This window comes from Terrisphaera buseokensis (genome assembly GCF_047521145.2).
Taxonomy (GTDB): domain Bacteria; phylum Verrucomicrobiota; class Verrucomicrobiia; order Opitutales; family Opitutaceae; genus ER46.
Genome location: NZ_CM134186.1, coordinates 1,222,097 through 1,244,588, shown reverse-complemented (window position 1 = coordinate 1,244,588; position 22,492 = coordinate 1,222,097). Strand labels below are relative to the sequence as shown.

At 65.3% G+C, this 22,492-nt stretch carries 18 protein-coding genes; 11 read left to right on the top strand and 7 right to left on the bottom strand.

What is annotated here, in order from left to right; translation table 11 throughout:
- Positions 1-11 precede the first annotated feature (11 nt).
- Together ACLJEU_RS04445 and tatA are read left to right on the top strand one after the other, a co-directional pair.
- On the top strand, positions 12-392 hold the full coding sequence (locus tag ACLJEU_RS04445; protein WP_414660772.1) for a hypothetical protein: 381 nt from the start codon (positions 12-14) through the stop codon (positions 390-392).
- A gap of 50 nt (positions 393-442) precedes the next feature.
- Positions 443-697, top strand: a complete 255-nt coding sequence (tatA, locus tag ACLJEU_RS04440) for a twin-arginine translocase TatA/TatE family subunit (RefSeq protein WP_414660773.1) — start codon at positions 443-445, stop codon at positions 695-697.
- Between the two features lie 84 nt (positions 698-781).
- On the opposite strand, the gene ACLJEU_RS04435 is transcribed toward tatA, so the two are convergent.
- A complete protein-coding gene (locus ACLJEU_RS04435) occupies positions 782-3,091 on the bottom strand; it encodes a cation:proton antiporter domain-containing protein (RefSeq protein WP_414660774.1) in 2,310 nt (769 codons plus the stop codon).
- A 164-nt stretch (positions 3,092-3,255) separates the two neighbouring features.
- On the opposite strand from ACLJEU_RS04435, the gene ACLJEU_RS04430 reads away from it, so the two are divergent.
- The 4 genes from ACLJEU_RS04430 (at position 3,256) to ACLJEU_RS04415 (ending at position 7,935) form a co-directional block, all read left to right on the top strand.
- Positions 3,256-4,269 carry a rod shape-determining protein gene (locus tag ACLJEU_RS04430; protein ID WP_414660775.1) on the top strand — a complete coding sequence of 338 codons (1,014 nt, stop codon included), beginning with the start codon at positions 3,256-3,258 and terminating at the stop codon, positions 4,267-4,269.
- 239 nt (positions 4,270-4,508) lie between these two features.
- The gene (gene mreC, locus ACLJEU_RS04425) at positions 4,509-5,339 is read left to right on the top strand and encodes a rod shape-determining protein MreC (protein WP_414660776.1); all 831 of its coding nucleotides are present in this window, start codon (positions 4,509-4,511) and stop codon (positions 5,337-5,339) included.
- Between the two features lie 80 nt (positions 5,340-5,419).
- A complete protein-coding gene (gene mreD / locus ACLJEU_RS04420) occupies positions 5,420-5,929 on the top strand; it encodes a rod shape-determining protein MreD (RefSeq protein ID WP_414660777.1) in 510 nt (169 codons plus the stop codon).
- Between the two features lie 20 nt (positions 5,930-5,949).
- On the top strand, positions 5,950-7,935 hold the full coding sequence (locus ACLJEU_RS04415; protein ID WP_414660778.1) for a peptidoglycan D,D-transpeptidase FtsI family protein: 1,986 nt from the start codon (positions 5,950-5,952) through the stop codon (positions 7,933-7,935).
- A 114-nt stretch (positions 7,936-8,049) separates the two neighbouring features.
- Here the strand turns inward: ACLJEU_RS04415 and ACLJEU_RS04410 are convergent, their stop codons facing one another.
- The 5 genes from ACLJEU_RS04410 to ACLJEU_RS04390 form a co-directional block, all read right to left on the bottom strand.
- Positions 8,050-10,350 carry a DUF3488 and transglutaminase-like domain-containing protein gene (locus ACLJEU_RS04410; RefSeq protein WP_414660779.1) on the bottom strand — a complete coding sequence of 767 codons (2,301 nt, stop codon included), beginning with the start codon at positions 10,348-10,350 and terminating at the stop codon, positions 8,050-8,052.
- Complete coding sequence (locus tag ACLJEU_RS04405) at positions 10,347-11,573, bottom strand: DUF58 domain-containing protein (protein WP_414660780.1); 1,227 nt, start codon at positions 11,571-11,573, stop codon at positions 10,347-10,349. The genes ACLJEU_RS04410 and ACLJEU_RS04405 overlap by 4 nt, the downstream gene beginning before the upstream one ends.
- A 77-nt stretch (positions 11,574-11,650) precedes the next feature.
- Entirely contained in the window at positions 11,651-12,622 is a 972-nt protein-coding gene (locus ACLJEU_RS04400) for an AAA family ATPase (RefSeq protein ID WP_414660781.1), read from the bottom strand.
- A gap of 204 nt (positions 12,623-12,826) precedes the next feature.
- Positions 12,827-15,556, bottom strand: a complete 2,730-nt coding sequence (locus tag ACLJEU_RS04395) for a M16 family metallopeptidase (RefSeq protein WP_414660782.1) — start codon at positions 15,554-15,556, stop codon at positions 12,827-12,829.
- 142 nt (positions 15,557-15,698) lie between these two features.
- Positions 15,699-16,397: an MTAP family purine nucleoside phosphorylase gene (locus ACLJEU_RS04390; RefSeq protein WP_414660783.1), complete on the bottom strand. Its 699-nt coding sequence runs from the start codon at positions 16,395-16,397 to the stop codon at positions 15,699-15,701.
- A 158-nt stretch (positions 16,398-16,555) separates the two neighbouring features.
- Between ACLJEU_RS04390 and ACLJEU_RS04385 the strand changes: the two genes are divergently transcribed.
- Complete coding sequence (locus tag ACLJEU_RS04385; protein WP_414660784.1) at positions 16,556-17,524, top strand: acetylxylan esterase; 969 nt, start codon at positions 16,556-16,558, stop codon at positions 17,522-17,524.
- Between the two features lie 344 nt (positions 17,525-17,868).
- On the opposite strand, the gene ACLJEU_RS04380 is transcribed toward ACLJEU_RS04385, so the two are convergent.
- Positions 17,869-18,162 carry a 4a-hydroxytetrahydrobiopterin dehydratase gene (locus ACLJEU_RS04380; protein WP_414660785.1) on the bottom strand — a complete coding sequence of 98 codons (294 nt, stop codon included), beginning with the start codon at positions 18,160-18,162 and terminating at the stop codon, positions 17,869-17,871.
- Between the two features lie 155 nt (positions 18,163-18,317).
- On the opposite strand from ACLJEU_RS04380, the gene ACLJEU_RS04375 reads away from it, so the two are divergent.
- The 4 genes from ACLJEU_RS04375 to dxr all read left to right on the top strand — a co-directional run bounded on the left by ACLJEU_RS04375 (position 18,318) and on the right by dxr (position 22,490).
- The gene (locus ACLJEU_RS04375) at positions 18,318-19,280 is read left to right on the top strand and encodes an alpha/beta hydrolase (protein ID WP_414660786.1); all 963 of its coding nucleotides are present in this window, start codon (positions 18,318-18,320) and stop codon (positions 19,278-19,280) included.
- Positions 19,281-19,421: 141 nt separating this feature from the next.
- The gene (locus tag ACLJEU_RS04370; protein ID WP_414660787.1) at positions 19,422-20,165 is read left to right on the top strand and encodes an isoprenyl transferase; all 744 of its coding nucleotides are present in this window, start codon (positions 19,422-19,424) and stop codon (positions 20,163-20,165) included.
- Between the two features lie 36 nt (positions 20,166-20,201).
- Entirely contained in the window at positions 20,202-21,032 is an 831-nt protein-coding gene (locus ACLJEU_RS04365) for a phosphatidate cytidylyltransferase (protein WP_414660788.1), read from the top strand.
- Between the two features lie 258 nt (positions 21,033-21,290).
- Positions 21,291-22,490 carry a 1-deoxy-D-xylulose-5-phosphate reductoisomerase gene (dxr, locus tag ACLJEU_RS04360; protein ID WP_414660789.1) on the top strand — a complete coding sequence of 400 codons (1,200 nt, stop codon included), beginning with the start codon at positions 21,291-21,293 and terminating at the stop codon, positions 22,488-22,490.
- Positions 22,491-22,492: the final 2 nt, after the last annotated feature.

Genomic DNA, 22,492 nt, shown 5'->3' with positions numbered 1-22,492 from the left:
CGTCCGTCGCAATGAAGTTCACCGCCACCGTGCTTGCGCCGCTGGCGGTGTTTTTTTGCCTCGGTGGCTGCCAGAGCGCGAAGCCGAGTAAGACGCCTCCGGGCCCGACACCGGTCACGCTGGCGCCCGACGCCCTGCTACCCAGCCCGCGGTTGATCGTCGGCCGGATCATCGCCGTCGATTCGCGTCAACGCACCGCGGTGGTCGAAGTGGCGGGCGATGCGCCGCCGGCCGCGGTGGCCGACGGCACGGAACTGATCGGACGCACGCCTGCGCTGCAGGAAACGGCGCGTTTGCGCGCGTCGCGCTTCCTGCGTGGTCGAACTCTCGGCACCAAAATCGTTGCCGGCCAACCGTCACCCGGCGACGAGGTTGTGTGGCTCGCACCGTAACCCCGATTTGTCGCTTTACAGACCCTCAACCCGGCCTACGTTGCTGCATCATGATCTCGCCCACTGTCAGCATTCTAGCCATCATGGGACTTGGCGCGCCTGAGCTCATCATCATCCTGGTGATCCTGCTCGTTCTGTTCGGCGGCTCCAAGCTTCCCGGCCTGGCGAAGGGCCTCGGACAGTCGATCAAAGAGTTCAAGAAGTCTTCCAAGGATGATCCGGAACCCGAGCCCGCCGCGCCAAAGCCGGCGCCGACGGAAGTGAAAAAAGTCGAGACGACCACGATTCGTCACGGCACCAACTGAGTCGCCCGTAGCGACCTCCCGCTTTACAGCGCGCCCTCACCGGCGCGCTTTTTTATTGTCCCGCTCCGGCACCGCGCGACCCCGCTATCCCGCCGCGGACGCATCCGACGGTTCCACGCGCTCACGCAGCCACGTCTTGAAATCCTGATTCTGCACCGGCGTCCCGAGCATCAGGATCTCGTCGCCGTTCTCGAGTCGCTCGGCCGCACTGGGATTCAGGATACGCAGGCCGCCGCGATGCACGCCCGCGATCTGCACTCCGTGATTCCGGGCCGGGGACAATTCACCCAGCGTCCGGCCCGCCGCGCGGCTCCATGGCGGCAGCACGACTGACTCCATCCGCACCTCCGCGAACACGGAGTCCGTCACGGGCGCGCCGGACACGGCGGAGAGAAACTTCCGGCCGGCCTTCACTTGGTCCACCGTGCCCATCAGCAGGACCTTGTCGCGCGGATACAGCACCGCGTCGGGCGGCGGCAGCGGAATCATGTAACCCTGCCGCTCGATGCCCACGACGGTGCAGCCGAAACGCGCGCGCAGATCCAGCTCGGCGATCGGTTTGCCCTGGCAGTCCGCCAAGTCGGGCAGCGTGCAGTCGATCATCTGCAGATTCCATTCACCGTGCGACGCCAGCCACGGCGCTTCGGTCGCCGTCATCCGGCTCTCCGCCGTGTCCATCACGTTGAGAATTTCGACCTCCATCTCGCTGTGCCAGTAAATCAGTTTCCGGCGCAGCACGATGACGGCGAGGACCGCCACGATCGCGCTGACCAGCAGGAGCCAGTGCGCCGTGCCGTCGGCGGGCAGGACCGCCACCAGCCAGAGATAAATCATCACGCCGGCGCCGACCTTCAGCGCGACCTCGATCACACGGCGCATGCGCTTGGCCTCGGCATGGCCGCGAGTGGAAATCTCGGCGTACACCATCGCCATCGCGGACAGGTTGCGCCAGATCGCCACCAACGGTGCCAGGACGATCAACGCCAGCGCCACCCAGAAGCCGAGTTGCACGACGTTCGGCGGAAAGCGTCGCCCGAGCCAGTCGTCCACCACCGCGAAGAGCTGCCCTGAAAACACGATGAGTCCGGTCACAAACAGAACGCCGACGGTCAGCTGTACGACGCGTTTGCGGCTCAGCTGCCAGAGGAGATTCCGCGAGGTTCGCTGCCGCATGCGTGCGAGCCAGCCGTGATACACGCGCCACCAATCCTCAAGCCACTTGGGTTGCCGCGTCACCGCCGCATCCGCGATCGCCTCCGAACGCCGCATCAGGATGGGCGCCATCAGCGTGGTGATGAGCGACACGCCGACCGCGATGGGATAAAAGCGGGCCGGCACCACTTTCGAGGCCACGCCGAGCTGCGCGATGATGAAGGAAAACTCGCCGATGGTTCCCGCCATCAACCCCGTGCGCAGCCCTTCCTTCAACGGCGTGCCAATCAAGCTCAGTCCCGTGGCGACGGCGAGCGGCCGCGCCAGCAGCGTGAAGGCGGCGATGCCGACGATCACGCCGGCCTCGCGCCATAGATCGAGCGCGTCGATCTGCATGCCGATCGCGACGAAAAACACCGCGCTGAACACATCGCGCATGCCCTCAAACGTCCGGACTACCTGGTGCCGGTGCGGCGTCTCGGCCACGATCGTGCCGAGCAGAAACGCGCCCAGCGCGAGCGAATATCCGGCCGTCTGCGCCACCACCGCCAGCCCGAACAGCAGGCCGGCCATGCCGAGCGTCTGCAGTTCCTCGTCGGCGGAGATGCTCATCCGCTTCAGCAGCCACGGCACGAGCAGCAGGCCGCCGATGCCGGCCAGCACGACAAAGGCGCCCAGCAGCAGCAGCGTTTCCGGCACGCGGTTGTTCCCGCCCTGGCCCAGCTGCACCATCGAGTTCAGGATGGTCAGCATCACGACCGCGACGACGTCCTCGACCACCGCCACGCCCATCGCGAACTGGCCCGAACGCTCGTGGTTGAGGCCCGTTTCCTGCAGAATCTTGCTGATGATGGCCGACGACGACACCATCAGCATCCCGGCCAGGAAAAGCCCCTCGCGCACGCCCCACCCCATCGACAGCGCCAGCAGCCGCGACAGGTGATACATGATAATCGCGCCGACAAACGTCGCCACCATGAGCGACAGCCCGAGGCGACGGAGCTTCTTCAGGCTGAGCTGCAGCCCGATGGAAAACATCAGGAACACCAGGCCGATCTGCGCGAGCGTATCGATGCGCTCCACGTCCGCCACCAGCGTGATCGGCGTGTGCGGTCCGACCACCATGCCCGCCACGAGAAAGCCGACGATTACGGAGAGCCCGATCCGCTGGCAGATCCAACCCACCACGCCCGCGACGACGAGGATGACCGCCAGATCCTGGATGAAGTGAAAGCCGTTCATGGCTGCGCCGTCGCTGCGTAGAAGACGCGTTGAAGCGCGTGGAGCGTCAAGCTCGCGCACACCGCAGCACGCCGCGGCATTTCCCTCGTTGACACTCACTGGCACCGCCGATTCGTTTCCGTCGGCGGATACGCCGCCACTCTCCCGCTTCCTGCACCCGCATCATGGCGAATATCTTCGGCTATTTCTCCAACGACATCGGCATCGACCTCGGCACGGCCAACACGCTCGTTTACGTCAAAGACAAGGGCATCGTTCTTCGTGAGCCGTCAGTCGTGGCACTCGATACCAGCACGCGCAAGGTGCGCGCGGTCGGAGATGAAGCCAAACGCATGCTCGGACGCACGCCTGGCAACATCACCGCAATCCGTCCGATGAAGGACGGCGTCATCGCCGACTTCGATGTCACCGAGGCGATGCTGCGTTATTTCATCCGCAAGGTCTCGAGCAACGCCTTCCGTGCCCCGCCGCGCGTCGTCATCGCCATTCCCTCCGGCATCACCGAGGTCGAGAAACGCGCGGTGAAGGAATCCGCGATGCACGCCGGCGCGCGTGACGTCATCACGATTCCCGAGCCCATGGCCGCCGCCATCGGCGTCGGTCTGCCCATCGATGAACCCGCGGCCAACATGATCGTCGACATCGGCGGCGGCACGACGGAGATCGCGATCATTTCGCTCAACGGCATCGTGTTTTCGAAATCGATCCGCGTCGCGGGCGACGAACTCGACACGGCCGTCATCAATTACATGAAGCGCGCGTACAATCTCCTCATCGGTGAACGCACCGCGGAAGAGATCAAGATGCGCGTCGGGTCGGCGTATCCGCTGGACGAGGAACTCACGATGGAGGTCAAGGGCCGCGATTCCGTCGCCGGACTGCCGAAAACGATTCACATCACGTCGCAGGAGATCCGTGAAGCCCTCGCCGATACGATCGCCTCGATTGTCGACGCCGTCCGCGTGACGCTCGAACGCTGCCCGCCCGAACTTTCCGCCGATCTCGTCGACCGCGGTTTCGTGATGGCCGGTGGCGGCGCGCTGATCCGTGGCATCGACAAGCTGCTGAGCGAAAAAACCGGCCTGCCGGTGACCGTCAGCGACGACCCGCTCTCCGCCGTGGCCAACGGCACCGGCGCCGTGCTGAACGATCTTTCGTGGTTGATGCAGAACGTGTGAGCGGCGAATCGGTCGGCGGCGACGAGGTAGGGCGCCTTGTCCCCCAGGCGCCGCAACGTCGCTCGTCCACCTCGGCTCACGACCGCGATGGCGGCGTAGTTTACGACAGTTTGGCATTGCGAGGGCGCGCGGCTCGCCAAGCAATCGACGGGCGCGAGCGCGCTCAAACCGAAGCCGCCTTATCCTTCGCACCCCCACTCTTTCACCCGTCCCTCGCGCGCTAGTGCGCGTTGCGCCCCGTGCCCTTCAAACGCCTCGATCAAGCCCGCCCGTTCGTCACCCTCGCGATTGTCGTGATCGGCTGGCTGCTGGTGCCGACCGCGGTGAAGACGTTTCTGCGGGCGAGTTTTTTTGAACTCACCGCGCCGATCAGCCTCGCGACGTCCAAGGTGCGCGACCTGCAGGAATTCTGGTCGTTGCGATTGCACTCGAAGAACCAGCTGATCGAGGCCGGCGTCGATCTCGCCCGCATCAATTCGTCCTACGAACTCGCAGTGCAGCGCAACAGCGAGCTCCAGTCCGAGATCAGCCGGCTCGAGAGCCTGCTGCGCCTGCCGTCGTTCACCGAATATCGTTACGAACACGCCCGCGTCGCTCGCCGCGATTTCTCCGGCTGGTGGCAGCGCATCGTGATCCGCAAAGGGAAGAATTTCGGCATCCCGCTCGACGCGCCCGTGGTGTTCACCGGTGGCGTCGTCGGCAAGGTCACCGAGGTGCGCGCCATGACCGCCGTCGTGGAGTTGATCAGCAGTCCGAACATCCGGCTCGCCGGTGTCGTCGAGGGCGACACGCGGCCGATCACCTTCCAAGGCGGCGTGAATCCGACCTTCGCCCCGCCCACCGGCGTCGTGGAATTCGTCCCGCTCGACATCGTCGCCACGCCCGGCACGCCGAAGCGGCTCGTCACGTCCGGCTTCGGCGGCGTGTTTCCCCCCGGCCTGATGCTCGGTACCATCACGCGCGCGTCGATGGGCAGCGACGGCCTCTTCCAATCCGGCGAGGTCAAACTCGACGAGCGGCTCGGCTCCCTGACCGAGGTCACCGTACTGGTGCCGCTCGGAGAAAAGTAAACGGCAGTTGAAAGCACGACTCGCTGAGAAGCTCTGACGCTTTCAACTTTCACCCTTCACCTTTCAACTGGATTGTCCGAATGCGCCGCACCCTCGTCCTCATCGCTTCCCAGCTGCTGCTCTGGACGATCGTGACGTTGGTGAACGATGCGCTGTCCAGCTGGCAGGTGTATGTGTTTGCGGGCGCTCTGTACGTGTCATTCGCCGCGCTCTCGCAGCCGCCGGGGCCGGGCCTGCTCACCGCCCTCATCGCGGGACTGATCTGCGACGCCAACGCCCCGGTCACTTTCGGCCTGCACCTGTTGCTCTTTGCCGCGGCGCATCTCATTCTTTTCCACGTCCGCGAACGCGTCCCGCGGGAGGATAACGTCAGCGTGATCGCCGTCGTCCTGCTCACGAATCTCGCGCTCTTCCTCATGTTTTCGATCGTTCAAATCCACGGCTCACCGTTCCCGTCGGCCCACTGGCCGCGGCTCGTCGTTGATTTGCTCTGCTCCCAGGTGCTGCTGGCGCTGATTACGCCGTGGTTCTTCGCGCTGCAGGCCGGCGGCCTGGCCCTGGCGCAGGTCCGGCGCGACGACGCCCTCTGACGCTCGTTCGTCCGCGCCCCATGGCCCACAACGACACCAATCTCGCCGACCGCTCGGGCAGTCTCCTCGAGTCGCACAAGAGCTACGATCCGCGCATCATCTTTTTCTACTTCGTGCTCGCGGCGCTGCTGCTGACGCTCGTGGCCGGACTCGCCTACCGCCAGCTGACGAAGACCGGCGAACACGCGAGCGCCGAGCGGCAACAGAACCAGCGGCGCGTGCTGTTTCCCGGCCCGCGCGGCAACATCTACGACCGCACTGGCAAGCTGCTCGTCGGCAACAACCACCGGTTCGCCGTGCTGCTGCACCTCGACGAATTGAAGTCCGAGCTCGATCGCGAACGCATCCGCATCCGCAACAATTATCGCGCCGTCGACGACAAGGACATCCCGAGCTATCGGGAGCTGCAGCAGATTTCCCGCGTGTCGCTCGCGCAGCGTTACCTCGATCAGGTGAACGGCATTCTCAAGCGCGAGGAAAAGATCAACGCCCGCGAACTGCAGCGGCACTTCGAGCGCCAGCTGCTGCTGCCGTTCAAGCTCGTCGACAATCTCGACTCCACCGAATACGCGCGACTGATCGAGAAACTGCCCGTGCGCTCCCCGCTCGAGGTGTACGCGTCGAATGTCCGCTCGTATCCGTACGGTTCGGCCGCCGCGCACACGCTTGGGTACGTGCGCGCCGACGCCAGCGTCGAGGCCGAGGGCTTTCCCGGCGATGATCTGACCACGTTCAAGATGCCAGGCACGAGCGGCAAGGACGGGCTCGAGCTCCGTTTCGACGCACAACTCCAGGGCGAGGCCGGCGGTCGCATCTATCGCGTGGATCCCTCGGGCTACAAAATCAATCCGCCGCTCGAGAGTCGCGCGCCCAAGCAGGGCAAACACCTCGTCACGTCGCTCGACATCGAGCTTCAAATCGCCGCCGAGGAAGCCATCGGCGATCAGACCGGCGCCGCCGTGGCGATCGACATCCGTACCGGCGAAGTGCTCGTCATGGCCAGCAAGCCGGATTTCGATCTGAGCAAATTCTCGCCGAAAGCCTCGCGCGAAACCGTGGCCGACATGAACGAACGCGGCGTGTGGACCAACCTCGCACTCAACGGTTTTTATCCGCCCGGTTCGACGTTCAAGATTCTGACCTCCATCGCCGGCCTCCGCCGCGGCGTGATCACGCCGGATGACGCGATTGTGAATTGTACTGGCTACCATCAGGTCGGCGATCGCGTGATGCGTTGCGACGTCGGTCACGGCCAGCACGGCAACGTGCTGCTTCGCGAAGCCATCGCGCAGAGTTGCGACATCTATTACTACAAGGCCGGTGAACTGATGACGCCGGACTTCCTCGCCGCCGAGGGCCGGCGCTTTCATTTGGATCGGCCGACCGGGATCGAGCTCCCGCACGAGCAGTCGCGCATGATCATTCCCGACCTCGCCTGGAAGTATCGCGAGAAGGGCATGCGCTGGGTGCCGGGCGACACGGCCCAGGCTTCGATCGGCCAGGGCTTCGTCCTCGTCAGTCCGTTGCAGATGGCATGTTTCACCGCGTCGGTCGCACGCAACGAAGTGTTCACGCAGCCCACGCTCGTGCATGACCCGAAACGCATCCCGCCGCGCTTCGATCCCATCGGCCTCACGCCCGCGCAACGCGCCGCGCTCATCGAAGGCATGGAAGGCGCCATCATCCGCGGCACCGGAAAAATCCTGAACACGAATCAGTATCGGATTCCGGGCGTCACGCTCGCGGGCAAGACCGGGACCGCGCAGTTGCGCGTCACGAAGGAAGGCAAACTGGGCACAATCAATCTCGCGTGGTTCATCTGCTTCGCGCCCGTCGATAAACCCGAAATCGCCATGGCCGTGATGATCGAGGGCGATACCATCGGTGAAGATTTCTACGGCGGCGCCAACGCCGGCCCGATCATCAGCACGGTGATGAAAAAATATTTCGAAAAGAAGGCCGTGCCGTCGCTCCCGCAGTTCGTGTCGCCGTTCAAGACGGAGTGACGCACCGCCGACCGAGTTGTCTGCGTGCGCCAGCGAGTGGCCGCGAGCGATCGAACGACCTTTCGTCCGCACTCGTGGTCACGTCCACGTTGCAAACGCGAAGGGATGCTCGATTCACTTCGCCGATCCGACCGTCCGCCGCCCGGCCTCGCGCACGGTTCGTCGCGCCGCCTTGAACGTCTGCGTCGGTTCCGACCACGTGGCGGGCGCACCGAAACGCAGGCGCTGCAGCTGCGACACGACGGCGCCGACCTCGCTCGTGTTCGCGTTCGCCTCGACCGCTGCCAGCCGCCCGAGCCAGCGTCCCGCTTCGCGGCGCACCGGATCGTCGCGGCGGACGCCCCGCCCGCGTGGTCGCAGCCGCCACCAACTCCGGCCAAAGCGCTGCCAGCTCCAGACTGCGGCGGCAATCACGGCAACAACGCCTAGCACCGACGCCAGCCGCCGTCCGTCCCATGGCGCCGTCAGCCACGACTTCACGTAGGCGACCGCTTCGGTCAGGACTTCGCGCAACGCCTTGCCCGAAGCCTGCGTCGCCTCCTTCACCAGCTTCAACGTCTCAACCTGCGAGCCTTGATCGAAACTCACGATGCGCCGGTACCAGAACACGCGCAGGCTATCCAGCCGCGCCTTCCAGCTGCGATCCAGCCGCGCCGCGATCGCTGCCTCGCCCTGGCCCGTGACCGTCTGCATCGCCGCACCCACGGCCAGCGGATCGGTGCGCAGCCAAGCGCCGGAGTCCGCGTCAAAAATCTCCGCCCATGCGTGCGCGTCGGCGTTGCGAATCGTGAAATTGTTCGAGTACGCGTTCCACGTGCCACCGTGAAAACCAATCACGACGCGCGCGGGAAATCCCGCCGCCCGCGCCAGCAGCACAAACGAACCGGCGAACAGCTCGCAGTGTCCGGGCGACTTGGACGCCAGCCACCGCACCAGCGGATCGCCGGCCCCGCCGGGAATGATCGGCGACAGCGAATACGCATGACTGCGCTTCAACCACTCGCTCACGCGCCGCGCAAATTCCGGCGCGGGCAGCGTCGCCCCGCCGGTGGCGTCGGTCAGCACGCGCGCGAGCGTGGCCCGATCCGGCTCGTGCGAAAACGCCGGCAGCCACGACTGCAACTCCGCACGCCGCTCCGGCAGCTCGCTTCGCACTTTCCAAAGCTCCGCGAAGCGCGGGTCCGGCAGCGCCGGTGACAGATCGAATCCTTCCACCCGATACGCCGTCATCGTTACCGGATCCTCGCGCAGCGCGACCATCACCAGGCGCGGCGCATAGCGGAAGTTCTGGGTTTCGCGAAATTGCAGCGATGCAAACGGGCCGAGCATCGGCAGGAAACGGCTGACTCCCGACTCCAGGAAAAACGTCCACTGCACCGTGTCGTTGCGGCGCATCGGCGCGTGGCCGATCAGGCTGGCCGCGGTTCGCGGACCCTCCAGTGCGTCGTTGCGCAGGCCGCGCGAGAACCGGAAATTTCCGTTCTGGTAGGAGTCGAGCACCAGCATGCGCCAGTAGGGATCCGCAGGAATCGCCGCGGGATCCGACACGTCCACGCTGAGCGCGACGCTGGTGTCCTGCTGGATTTCCGCGACCTCGCCGAAGCGGATTTCATCGCTGAAGCCGGATTTGGCCTTCTTCGAAATCAGCCGATCGAGGAACATGCTGTTTTCGATCTGAAAGCGCGGGATCGCGAGAAACAGCAGCGCGGATACGCCGACCACGCCGGCAAACAGCACCGCGCCCAGCGCGACCACCCGCCAGTCCGTGACCTGGCGGATGTGCCGCAAAAGCTGCCGGGTGTTCGCGTGCAACGCCCACGCGGGCGTCTCGCCAAAGGCCACCCGCCCCGCCGGCGCGGAACCGCGCTGGCTGTCGCTCAAGGTAACCACGAGCAGCAGCGCCAGCGCGCAACCGGTGTAGATGAGAATGTGCACCGCAAACAGCAGCGACACCGTCAGCACGCCGGCGACCACGATCAGGAACAAACCCAGCACGATGATCTGCAGATCGTCGCGGCGCTGCCGGTAACTGATTCCCCGATACAGCAGCAGCAGCATGTCGAGCCGCACCATCGCCGGCAGCACTTCCGACCGCAGCCAGAGGTCGATTGCGAAAAACGCCACGATCGCGGGAAACGTGAGCGTGTGCGCCAGCGAAGGCACGCGGCCGGGCAGCGTCGGCCGCGCCATCGCGGCCAGCGTCGAGATCCCGGTGAGCGCGAGCAGCGTCCACGCGTCGACGTCCATGTAGATCACCGTCGAGATCGCGAGCAGCGTGAGCAGGCCGCCGAGCAGCCACTTGAGATGTTGCAGCTCGTCCGACGTGAGCTGCGGCCGGCGTCCGGGAGCGCAGGCGTCCCGCCTGCTTTCCGCACGGTGCAGACCAGCGGCTTGTGCTTCCGTTTGCGCCTTCATGCGGACGCTGCTTTCTGCCCGTCGACGAAGGCCGCGACCCCGCGCGTACCCTCCGGGGCAAATGTCATCAGGCTCTGCTTCGTCGCCGGGCCTTCACTCACTGCAAGCACGGTTCCCACCGGCCGCGCGAGCGCCAGCTGATCGAGCACCAGCTCCAAGTCATGCACGCGCCGCATCACGACGGGAGGCGCGGCATCGAGGGCGAATTGAAGCAGCCGGCCCGCGCGGAAAAGATCCTCCACCAGCGTGGCGACGAAGCTGATCAGAAGCTCGAACTGCTCCGCCTGCGTCCACACGCCGGCATCCGTCCGCAGCCAGAGTGAGTAACCTTCGGCGCTCTCCGCGGCGAACTGCCGAACGAGCAGGTTCCCCGTCCGCGCGCTCGCCTTCCAGTGGATCAAGCGGTGCGAGTCGCCCGTCGCATAGCGCCGCAATGCGAGCAGATCGCCCCCGCTGCCGGCGCGCGCCATCCGTTGTCCGCCCGCGGATCGGCGGAGCGTCGCGACCGGGTGCCGGCGGTACTCGACGGGCGCGGGCCAGACAATCGTTTCCCGAATCAGCTCCGTGCCGATGTCCTTGCGCAAAAATCCAAAGGGGAAAAGCGATCCCACGCTCACGAGTTCCAGGCGCAGACGCCCGCGACGCGCGGGTTTGAATACCCACTCCACGCGGCTTTCACCGCCCGGATCCAGCCGGCCGATCAGGGCGACCTGCCCGCGGTTCTCCGCCAAATCCGCCTTGGCCAGCGCGGCCCGGATGTCAGCGCTGCGCGCGCTGAGCGTCATTTCGGCCCGCTGACCCGCGATCGGATCGACACTGCGCGCCGCAAAATCAAACCACAGGCCGTAGGTGGGCAGGAAGCGTTTGCGGTTGCGCAGTTCGAGCGCCGCCACCGCCTCGTGGCCGGCCCGCAAGGGCGGCGCGAGCTGCAGCCGCCAGCGGACACCCCGCAGATTCATCGACGACAGCACGCCGCTCAGGATCAGGCACGCGAGCAGCAGCGAGAGCGTGATGAAAAGAATGTTGCTCGACGAATTGTACGCCGCCGTACCGACCGCAAACGACAACCCGATTAACACAACGCCGGGGAGGGTCGGCAGGATGCGTTGACCGCGCTGCGGATAAATCATCGACCACAGCAGGCCGCTCCACGTGAACGCGCGCCACACCTGACGGGTGCCCGGACCTGACCAGGGTGTTTCGGTGTGCGGCCCTTCAGGCATGGTGGGATCGGATCTGAAATTTGAGATCTGAGATCTCAAATTAGCGCAAACGGAACGGGGAGCGTAAGCGGATCACGTTACTGCGGCGCAGGCAGGCTCCCCATGATCCGGCGCAACACCGCGGTCACCGCACGCCGTTCCTCGAGCGCGTCACTGGTCTGCCGCGCCAGCGCGAGGCGGTGCGTGAAGATCGCACCGACGAGTTCGCTCACATCCTCCGGCAGCACAAAGTCGCGGCCGCGCAGCAACGCGCGCGCCTGCGCCGCCGTGCGTAACGCCACGCCGCCGCGCACGCTCACGCCGGTGCGGAACTCCGCCTCCGTCCGTGTCGCCGTCACGATGCGCAGGATGTAATCAAGCACGCTGTCCTCGACGAACACCTGCGGCACCAGCGCCTGCAGGCTGAGAATGTCGCTGCGCGTGACGACCGGATTCAACGCGATCGCATCGTAGCCGCCGCGCGCGGTGCGCAGAATCTCGCGCTCGTCCTCAGCTTCCGGATACCCCATGCGCAGCCGCATCAGGAAGCGGTCCATCTGGCTTTCGGGCAGCGGAAACGTGCCCTCGTAGTCGACGGGATTCTGCGTCGCGAACACCATGAACGGCGTGCCGACCGGATGCGCCTCGCCGTCCACCGTCACGCGCGCGCGGTCCATCACCTCGAGCAGCGCCGACTGCGTCTTGGGCGTGGCGCGGTTGATTTCATCGGCCAGGACCACGTTCGCGAACACAGGTCCCTTTTTGAACACGAACTCCTTCACCGTCTCATCGTAGATGGCGACGCCCGTGACGTCGCTCGGCAGCAGATCGCTGGTGAACTGGATGCGGGTGAACGCGCAGTCCATCGAGCGCGCCAGCGAGTACGCCAGTGTCGTCTTGCCCACGCCCGGCAAGTCCTCGATCAGGAGATGCCCGCCCGCCGCGAGACAGATGAGCACCTGCTCGATGACGTCGTCCTTGCCGCGAATCGTGACGCGCATGTTCGCCCGCAGCCGATCCAATGCCTGCCGGCTCTCCGTCAGCTGCCCGGTGGGGACAAAGTCGCTCATCCGCCAAGGCTAGGAACCCGCGAAAACGGCGCAAATCGTTTCACCCGTTCCCCCGGCGTCTTAGCGTCGTTTTGACGGATCGAATTTCACGTCCACGGCCGGCCCGGCCGCATCCTCCAGACCCGCGTCCGAGAATTGAGATTTCGAATTTGAGATCTGAGATTCGAGACCAAGCGATGTGCCATTTCCCACGCACCCTGCGGCCTACTCTGCCCCTTTTTTGAAGTCACCGGCCTTGAACACGCTGACCTGCGCGAGATCGAAGTGGCGCCGCAATGCCTCGGTGACCTGCGCCGCGGTGAGTTCACCCACCTTGCGATCAAGGTCCGCGATGAACTGCATGGTGCGACCATAGCGCGCCTGGCTCTGCAGGGTGCTCAGGAGCGTTTCGTCACGCGAACGCTGGAGCTGACGCGACTGCAGCCAGCCGTTTCTGGCCCGCTCCACTTCGTCCGCGGCGAAGCCGTCCTTCAACACACGCTCCATTTCCTCGCGAAACGCCAACTCGACCTTGGGAATATTCGGGGGATTCGCGATCGCCGACGCCGTGAACGTGCCGAGACGTTCGCGGGGCGCCACGGTGAACGAGGCGCTCGGTCCGTAACTGAGGCCGTCCTTGCCGCGTATCCGCAGGTACAGGCGGGACGCACTGTGGCCGCCGAGCATGTAGCCGGCCAGCGCGAGCGCCGGATAATCCGCGTGCGCGTCCGTGACCGCGATCTGCAGGCCTGCGGTGAAATAGGCGTTCGCCTTGTCCGGCGTCAGGATCAGTTCGTTGACCGGCTCCGCTTTCACCGCTTCGCGCGGCAGGGATCGGTAGGGTCGCGGACTCTTCCAGCTTCCGAATAGTTGTTGGCCGAGCTGCTGCACCGCCGCGGCGTCGAAATCGCCCACGACCACGAACTCGCCGTTGGATGCGCCGGCGACCTCGCGCCAGAAGGTCTTCACGTCCTCGACCGTCACCGCGCGCAGCCCCGCAATCGCCTCGTCGGGCAACAGCACCGCGCGCGGATTGTCCGCCGGCAGCGGACGAAAATGGCGCTGCAACTGCAGACCCGCGAGCGTCTGCGGATCGCCGCGCTGCGCCTCGTAGGCCGCGATCTGTTGTTGCTGGTAACGCTCGAATTCCACGGACGCGAACGCCGGTTCGCGCAGCACCTCGGCCGCCAGCGCGAGCACCGCGGGCAGGTTCGCGCGCACCGTTTCGAGCGTGAGCGTCACGCTGCCGACGCCACCTGCCGTGAACATGCGGGCCTTCAGGCGCGTCAGCTCGTCAGCGATCTGCTGCCGGCTCCGGTTCACCGTGCCGCGGATCAACAACGTGCCCGCCGCCATCGAGGTCGCGCGCTTTCCGCGCAGCTGCTCGGGGTCGCCGAAGCGCAGCGTCAGTTCCGCGCGGACGACCGCACCGCGCGTCTGCTTGGGCAACAACGCCACGTTCAGGCCACCGGGCCATTTTGCGCGCTGGATCCGCGCTTCGAGGGCCGCAGGCGACGGATCGATCGCCTCGCCGGCCGCGACGACGTCGTCGCCCTTGTAGTTTGCCACGAGCGTTTCAATCGCCGGTGCCGGCGGAATCTCGGCGCGCAGCGGTTCGGTTTCGGGGATGAACGACGCCACCGTGCGATTGGACGGCACGAAATACGTTTTCGCGACCCGCGCGACCTCGGCGGGCGTCACGCTCCGCAGCCAGTCGCGTTGGAGAAACACCAACCGCCAGTCGCCCACCGCGGCGGCCTCACCGAGCGCGAAGCCGACGGCGCTCGAGTCCGCGAGGGCCTGCTCGGCCTGGCGCACCAGTTTCTCCCGGGATCGACTCACCTCCTCCGCCGTCGGCGGATTCGTGGCGAGCCCGTCGAGCGTCTGCAGGATCGTGGCGCGCACGCCGTCGAGCGACTGCTCCTTGCGCAGCCGGGCCTCGACGACCGCGTAGCTGGCCTCGCGCAAACCGCGCGCGCTCGATCCGACCGCGGTGGCCTGCTTCGTTTCCACCAGGGCCTTGAACAGCCGGCCGTTCGGGCTGCCGGTCAGGACGTCCATCAGCACGCGCACCGGCCCGTGATCCGGATGCGAGCCCGCCGGCACGTGGTAGCCCACGTGGAGCGCCTGCACGTCCCCCACGCGCCGCAGCACGATCGAGCGTTCACCGTCCTGCGTCGGTTCCACGGTGTAAGTGGCCGGAATCGGCTGCGCCGAGCGCGGAATCGGGCCGAACTTCTCCGCCACCCAGCCGAGCGTGCGCGCCGGATCCAGCTTGCCGGCGATGATCAGCACGGCGTTGTCGGGATGGTAATGGCGATCGTAGAAGGCCTGAAGCCGCTCGATCGGCACCTGCTCGACGTCGCTGCGGGTGCCGATGGTGCTCTTGCCGTAGTTGTGCCACAGGTACGCCGTCGAACGCAGCCGCTGGAAGAGGATCCGTTCCGGATCGTTTTCGCCGCGTTCCATTTCGTTTCGCACCACGCTCATCTGGCTCGCCAGGATCTCGCGCTTGATCGGTGCACCGCGCATGCGATCGGCCTCGAGGTCGATGGCCCAGGCCAGATTCTCGTCGGACGCCGGAAAGCTCTCGTAGTAGTTGGTCCGGTCATACGAGGTCGACGCATTGCGCTGCGCGCCGCGCGCCGCCTGCTCGGCCTTCGCATCCGGATGTCGCGGGGAGCCGTAGGACACCAGGTGCTCGACAAGGTGGGCGATCCCGGTGTCGCCGTAGTCCTCGTGCCGGGAGCCGGCGAGGTAGACGATGTTGACCGTGGTCGTGGCGCGGGCCGGGTCGGGAAAGAGCAGGACGCGCAGGCCGTTCTGTAACCGGTATTCGGTGACGCCCTCGACGCTCGCCCCGCGGGTGACCCCGGCCGGGAGCGTCTGGGCGGAAAGCGAGCCGGTGCACGCCAGCAACGCCACCATCGAAACCACTCGCAGAGTAAAACGCATGCTCCCGCGTAGCGCGAAGCCGGCCGACTTTCCAGCCGTAAGGGGTCAGGGCGTTCCACGTTGCAGCTTGCTGCAACGTGGAACGCCCTGACCCCTTACGGACCGCCGCTCATGTTACCTGACCCCTTACGGACCGACTCGTTTACGCGAGAATCTCGAGCAGGCGCACGAACAGCCGGTTCACCTTGGCCTGGTTGTCCTTCACGAGGTCCTTGAACTTCGCGAAGTCGATCTCCGTGCCCTCGAGGCCGTTCGCGTAGTTGTCAATCAGCGCGAGGCTGTTGTAGCGCAGGCCGGCCTCCGTGCAGAGATCCGCCTCGTGCGCGGCGGTCATGCCGATCACGTCGCCCCAGTCCTTCACGATGCGAATCTCCGCCTTCGTCTCGAACCGCGGGCCGCGCATCTGCACGTACACCTTTCCCGGATGAATCGTGAACTCCGGCGCCAGCGCAGCGATGAGCTGCGGGATCAGATTGTTGGCTATCAGCGGTGCGCCCCCGCGCAGCTCCTGATCAAAGAACGTCGCCGGTCCCTGCTGCAGGCCGACATAGTCCGCACACGAGACAAACGTCCCCGGCGGCAGCTCTCGCTTGAGCGAGCCCACCGAATTGAGCGAGACGATGTCCTTGAAGCCGAGATCCGCGAGCGCGGCGATGTTCGCACGGTAATTGATCGAGTGCGGCGGAAGCGGAAACGAGTAGCCGTGGCGGTTGATCAACGCGTGCTCGCCGCGCGTCTTGTAGGTGACGGGACCGTATTTTGTCTCGACGGTGCGAACCTCCCAGGACGAGAACAGCGTGGAGTTCACGATGCTCGTGCCACTGATGAATGCGACTTTCATGCGGCGACTCACGCCGTGCGACGGAGTGATGACAACGCGAAAAACCGCCGGCGTCGCCACCCGCACCCACCCGGGCGCGGGCCGGCAGTCGACGACCGCATTGGGCGTCGCTCGCGTGAACTTCCCCTTCGCTCCGTCCGCCTCACCGTTTCGCCGCCATGCCGCTCATCGACAAACCGCTCCCTGAACTGTTCGACTACCGCGGGCGCAATCCGCGTCCCGACGATTTCGACGACTACTGGAGCCGCGCGCTGCAGGAACTCGACGCCACCGATCCGCAGCCGGAGTTGCGGCCGAATCCGCTGCTCTCCGCGCAACACGTCGAGTGCTTCGATCTCTGGTTCACCGGCGTTGGCGGCGCGCGCATCTACGCCAAATACATTCGGCCCCGGGCGTCCGCCGCGGCCCGCCGCCCGGCGGTGCTGCAGTTTCACGGTTACTCCGGCCACACGGGCGACTGGCTCGACAAGTTTGGCTGGGCCGCGGAGGGATTTTGTTACGCCGCGATGGACGTCCGCGGCCAGGGCGGCCGCTCCGAGGACAACGGCCGCGTGCGCGGCACCACGCTGCGCGGCCACATCATTCGCGGACTCGACGATCCGGATCCGCGCAACCTGGCGTTTCGTCAGATTTTTCTCGATACGGCGCAGCTCGCGCGCGTGGTGATGGCATTTTCCGAAGTGGATCCGACGCGGGTCGGCTGTTTCGGCATTTCGCAGGGCGGCGCGCTGTCGCTCGCCTGCGCGGCACTCGAGCCGCGGATCAAACGCAGCGCGCCGGTGTACCCGTTTCTCTGCGACTATCAGCGCGTGTGGGAGCAGGACTACGCGCGCGATGCGTACGAGGAGCTGCGCCTGTACTTCCGCAACCACGACCCGCGGCACGAGCGCGTGAAGGAGATCTTCACCAAGCTCGGCTACATCGACATCCAGCATCTGGCGCCACGCATACGGGCCGACGTCCTGATGTTCACCGGCCTGATGGACACGATCTGTTCACCGAGTTCGCAGTTCGCCGCCTACAACAAGATCACCGCGAAGAAGGACATCGTGATCTATCCGGACTTCACGCACGAGCCGCTGCCCGGCCAGATCGATCGCACGTTCAATTTCATGCGCGGGATGTGAGAACAGGGCGGTCGATTCCGACCGCGGAGAAAGGAGAAGGGCGAAGGGAGAAGGACTGACCCGGATCGTCGTAAACGCTAATCGCACCGACGGTGCGAATAATGATCCGGGCCTATCCGCATTCTCCGCCCCATCCGCGGTCAAAGCCCGATGATTGCGGGCGCTGCTTCCAACTCGTTTTGACCACGGATCACGCGGATGGCACGGATATCAACGGTGGTCCTCAGCGAAGGCTTCAGAGCGGGGAGCAGTGAGAAAACCAAACGCTGCATCGTTCTCTCCGGTTTCCGGTCTCCGATTTCCGCTTCCACCCTGCGTCCGGCCAAGCCGCGCCGAGCGTCGCGTCACTTCACCCACGCGATCTTCTCCAGCCGCTCCGCCAGGGCCACGTCCTTGGCGGTCACCTGGTTTCCGGCGTCGTGAGTCGCAAGCCGGACGACGACGCGGTTGTAGATGTTCGTCCACTCGGGGTGGTGGTTCAGCTCCTCGGCGTCGAAGCCGGCCCGCACCATGAAGCTAAGCGCCTCGCGAAACGATCCGAACGTGAAGGTCTTCGTGAGCGCCTGGCGCTCGCATTTCCAGCCGGGCAACGACGCGCCCGCCCGGGCCATTTCTTCGGGAGACAGCGGTGAAGCCATGCCACAGGTTAGAGCGCGTCGGGCGACGGTCAAACCACGTCCCACGATTCCCGACCGCACGGATCACCTTGATGTCCAGCTGCAATGCCGGCTTGCGAAATGATACACCGCGAGGCATCAAACTTCCGCTCCTCGGAACAGCGTCCGGCTTCCCCATGATCCCATCGAAGTTTTACCCCCTCGCGTTCGCTCGTTCCTCGCTACCCGCGCTCGCAGCTGTGTTTCTTTCCGCCACCGGAATCGCCGCTGACAAAACCATGCCGGCCGGGGCTTCGGCCTTCACCGAGACCGGGGCGGTGACCGTCTCCCGCGAACGCCAGTTCGAATTCACTTCGGGGATCAATGGAGTGCCGTATCGAGTGATGATTTCCGCACCCAAAATGGAGGAGGGCAAACGCTACCCCGTCCTCTTCGTGCTCGACGGCTATTGGTATTTCCGAATCGCCTCCGACATCGTCACGTGGGGCAGCGGCTCATTTGAGCCGGCGATTGTCGTCGGCATCGGCTACCCTACCGAGGATCGAGCCGAGATCAGCCGCAGACGTGCGGTTGACCTGACAATCGTCGAAGAGAAAAAATACTTTCCCAACGGTTCAGGCGGTTGCGATGCATTCCTCCGTGTTATCGAAGAGGAGGTCAAACCCTTCGTCACGGCTCGCTATGCCGTCGATCCGTCTCGGTACATGCTTTTCGGAAAATCCCTCGGCGGACTCGCCGTGCTCCGCGCGCTTTTCAAGAATCCTGAGCGCTATTCCACTTATCTTTCATCGAGCCCGTCGATTTGGCAGGGAGATCGCGCTTTGCTGGAGGGAGAAGCCGCATTCACGGAAAAGGTCCGCGGAGGTTCCCTGACGCTGCGGCTTATGTTGTCCGTTGGAAGCGATGAGGAGTACAAAGGTACCAATCCGCAGAAGAAGGCGGACGATGAAATCAACGGTATGGTACCTAACGCCAAAGGTCTGGCTGAGCGCCTCAGCAAACCAGGACCCGACAAGGTAGCGGTCCGCTTCGCCTCGTTCGCCGACGAAAATCACTCGACGGTGTCTCCGATCGCTATCGCCCGGGCCATCGCGTTCGCTCTACCGCCTCCTCCCAAGCCGAAGAGCCAGAAGAAATAGCATCCCAGGAGGAAGTCTCACTGCGCTCGAGCGGAGAGGAACGCCTGCGAGCAATGCGCCCGCGCCGGACGCTCCGGTTTCCCGGCCAATGATGGCGGCTTGTCAAGGCGCGTCCCGCGGCCCAACGTCGGCCTTCGCTGCATGCCTGCACCTGCCGAAAACGTTCCGCCCCACGTCGCCATCATCATGGACGGTAACGGCCGCTGGGCCAAGCAGCGCGGCCTGCCCCGGATCGAAGGGCACCGTCGGGGCGTCGAGACCGTGCGCACGACGACGTTTGCGGCGCGCGATCTCGGGGTGCGGATGCTGACGTTGTACGCCTTCTCGATCGAGAACTGGAAGCGGCCGCAGGAGGAAGTCGGCGCGTTGATGACGCTGCTGGAATACTACCTGAAAAAGGAGCTCGAAACGTTTGTGCGCGATCGGGTGCGACTGCGCACCATCGGCCGGACGGAGGAGCTGCCCGCGGGCGTGCAGAAGATGCTGCGCACGACGATGGAGGAGACGAAGCACTTCAACGACTACACGCTCGTGCTCGCGTTGAACTACGGTTCGCGCACCGAGGTTGTCGACGCCGCGCGCTCGTACGCCGCCGCCGTCGCCGCCGGCAAGGAGAAGCTCAACGACAGTTCGTGGGGCACGTTCAGCCGGTATCTGTCCACCGGAGACATGCCCGACCCGGACCTCGTCATCCGCACCTCGGGCGAGACGCGCATCAGCAATTTCCTCCTGCTGCAGGCCGCGTACGCGGAATTCGTTTTCATGCCGGTCCTCTGGCCCGATTTCACGAAGGCGGATCTGTCCACGGCCATCGCGGAATACAACCGGCGCGAGCGGCGTTTCGGCCTGACCAGCGAGCAACTGAAACCGGCGGCGGCGAAGTAACGCACCGATCCGTCCAGCACCGGTCTCTCGCTTCGCATGGGCAAACGCATTTTCAGCACAGTCTCGCTTTGGACGGTTCTCGGCCTGGCGCTCTGGTTTTTCCGCACGAATGGCGCCCTCGTCATCGTGACGCTTGTCTCGGTGCTCACCTTGCGCGAGTTCTACCAACTCATGCACGCGTCGGGTTACGACCCGTTCGACAAGTTCGGCATGGTGATCGGCGGCTTCATCACGCTCGCCCCCTGGTTTCAGGTCCAGTTTGGCTGGTCGATGAACCTCCTGCTGCCGGCGTCCGTAATCGTGTTCGCGATTCGCCTGCTCGGCGAACGCACGCCGGAAACCCGCGTGGAGTCGCTCGCGTCGACGCTCTTCGGCATCGTGTACGTCGCGGTGATGCTGCAGTATCTGGTCGCGATCATCACTCCGGTGCCGGGGGACACGGTCACGCCAACCGGCCGCCTGCTGCTCTGTCTCTGGCTGATTGCGGTGGCGAAATTCTGCGACACCGGCGCGCTGCTCGCGGGCATGGCATTCGGGAAGCACAAGATGTCGCCGCAAATCAGTCCGAAGAAAACCTGGGAAGGCGCGGTCGGCGGCGTGCTCGTTTCCATGGGCGTCGGCGCCTTCGTCGCCTGGCTCGCCCGCGATCAATTTCCCGCGCACATGACGCCGCTCGTCGCCGCGCTGATGGCCGCGCCCATCGGCATCGTCGGCATTGTCGCCGACCTGGTCGAGTCGGTGCTGAAGCGTCGCGCCAACATAAAGGACTCCGGCCGCACGATCCCGGGCATCGGCGGCATGTTCGATCTCAGTGACAGTCTCATTCTCGTGGCGCCGATTGGGTATTTTCTGTTCCGGCTGCCGTGATGGATACGTGAGCTCGACGCGTGAGGACGTCAGGTGAGTCGTAGGGCAGTTGAAAGGTGAAGGGTGAAAGTTGAAAGACGATCCCTGACCTTTCGGAGTGGAGTCCGTGGCTGCATCGCGCCTGCCTGGGCTCTTTCAACTTTAACCCTTCACCTTTCAACTCCTCCGCTCAGCCACCCGTAACGTTTCCCGTTACCGCCCGCGCCCCACCCCAAGCTTGCCGACGGCCGGCGTCCTCGCGCATAACTGGCGGCTTTCGTGGCCGCACTCCCTCTCGCAACTCCCGCCCGCCGTAAACGCGTCGTCCTGCTCGGCGCCACCGGCTCGATCGGCGAAAACACCCTCCGGGTCCTCGCCGCGCACCGCGACAAGCTGGAACTCGTGGGCATCGCGGCTCGCGCCAACTGGGAGAAACTCGCAGCCATCGCGCGTAAGTTCGACGTGCGTCACGTCGGGGTCTTCGACGCCCCGGCCTTTGCCTCCGCCCGCGACAATGCCAGCGCGTTCCCGGCCGGGACGCATTTGGTCGGCGGACTCACCGGCCTGAACGAACTCGCCCGGCTACCCGCGGCCGATATCGTGCTCGTCGCCGTCGTCGGCACCACCGGCCTCGAACCGGCGCTCAACGCCATCGCCGCCGGCAAGGATCTCGCGCTGGCTTCAAAGGAAATTCTGGTCCTCGCGGGTAAGTTCATCATGGCCGCCGCGCGCCAGCACCGCGTGAAGCTGCTGCCGGTCGACAGCGAGCACAACGCCGTCTTCCAATGCCTCGAAGGCCACCCGCACGCCGGCGTCCGCCGCATCGTCCTGACCGCCAGCGGCGGTGCGTTTCGCGACTGGCCGGCGGAGAAGCTGGGGGCCGTCACGCCGGCCGACGCCCTCCGCCATCCCAATTGGGCCATGGGGCCTAAGATCACCGTCGACTCGGCGACGCTCGCCAACAAGGGGCTCGAACTGATCGAGGCGCAGTGGCTGTTCGGGCTCAAACCGGCTCAATGCACCGCTGTCCTGCACCCGCAGAGCATCGTCCACTGTCTGGTCGAGTTCAACGACGGGGCGATGCTCGCCCAGCTGTGTCCGCCCTCGATGACGTTTCCCATCCAGCACGCGCTGCTCCACCCGGAGCGTGTCCAGGGGGTTGACGCCGCGCTTGATTTCACCCGGGTGCTCGGACTCGAGTTTCGGCCGGTGGATGAAGGGCGTTTTCCGATGCTGCGGCTCGCCCGGGAAACGATGGTCACGGGCGGGGTGGCGCCGGCCATCTACAACGCGGCCAACGAGGTGGCGGTCGCGGCCTTCCTCGGAGACCGGATTCCCTTCCTTGCGATTCCGCGCGTCGTCGAACATACTCTCGGCGCGCTGAAAAACTTTGAACCCGCTGACTTGCCGGCGGTCATCGCTCTCGACGCCGACGCCCGCCGCATCGCCTCCGCTCATCTCTCCTCCCTTGCCTCGTAACC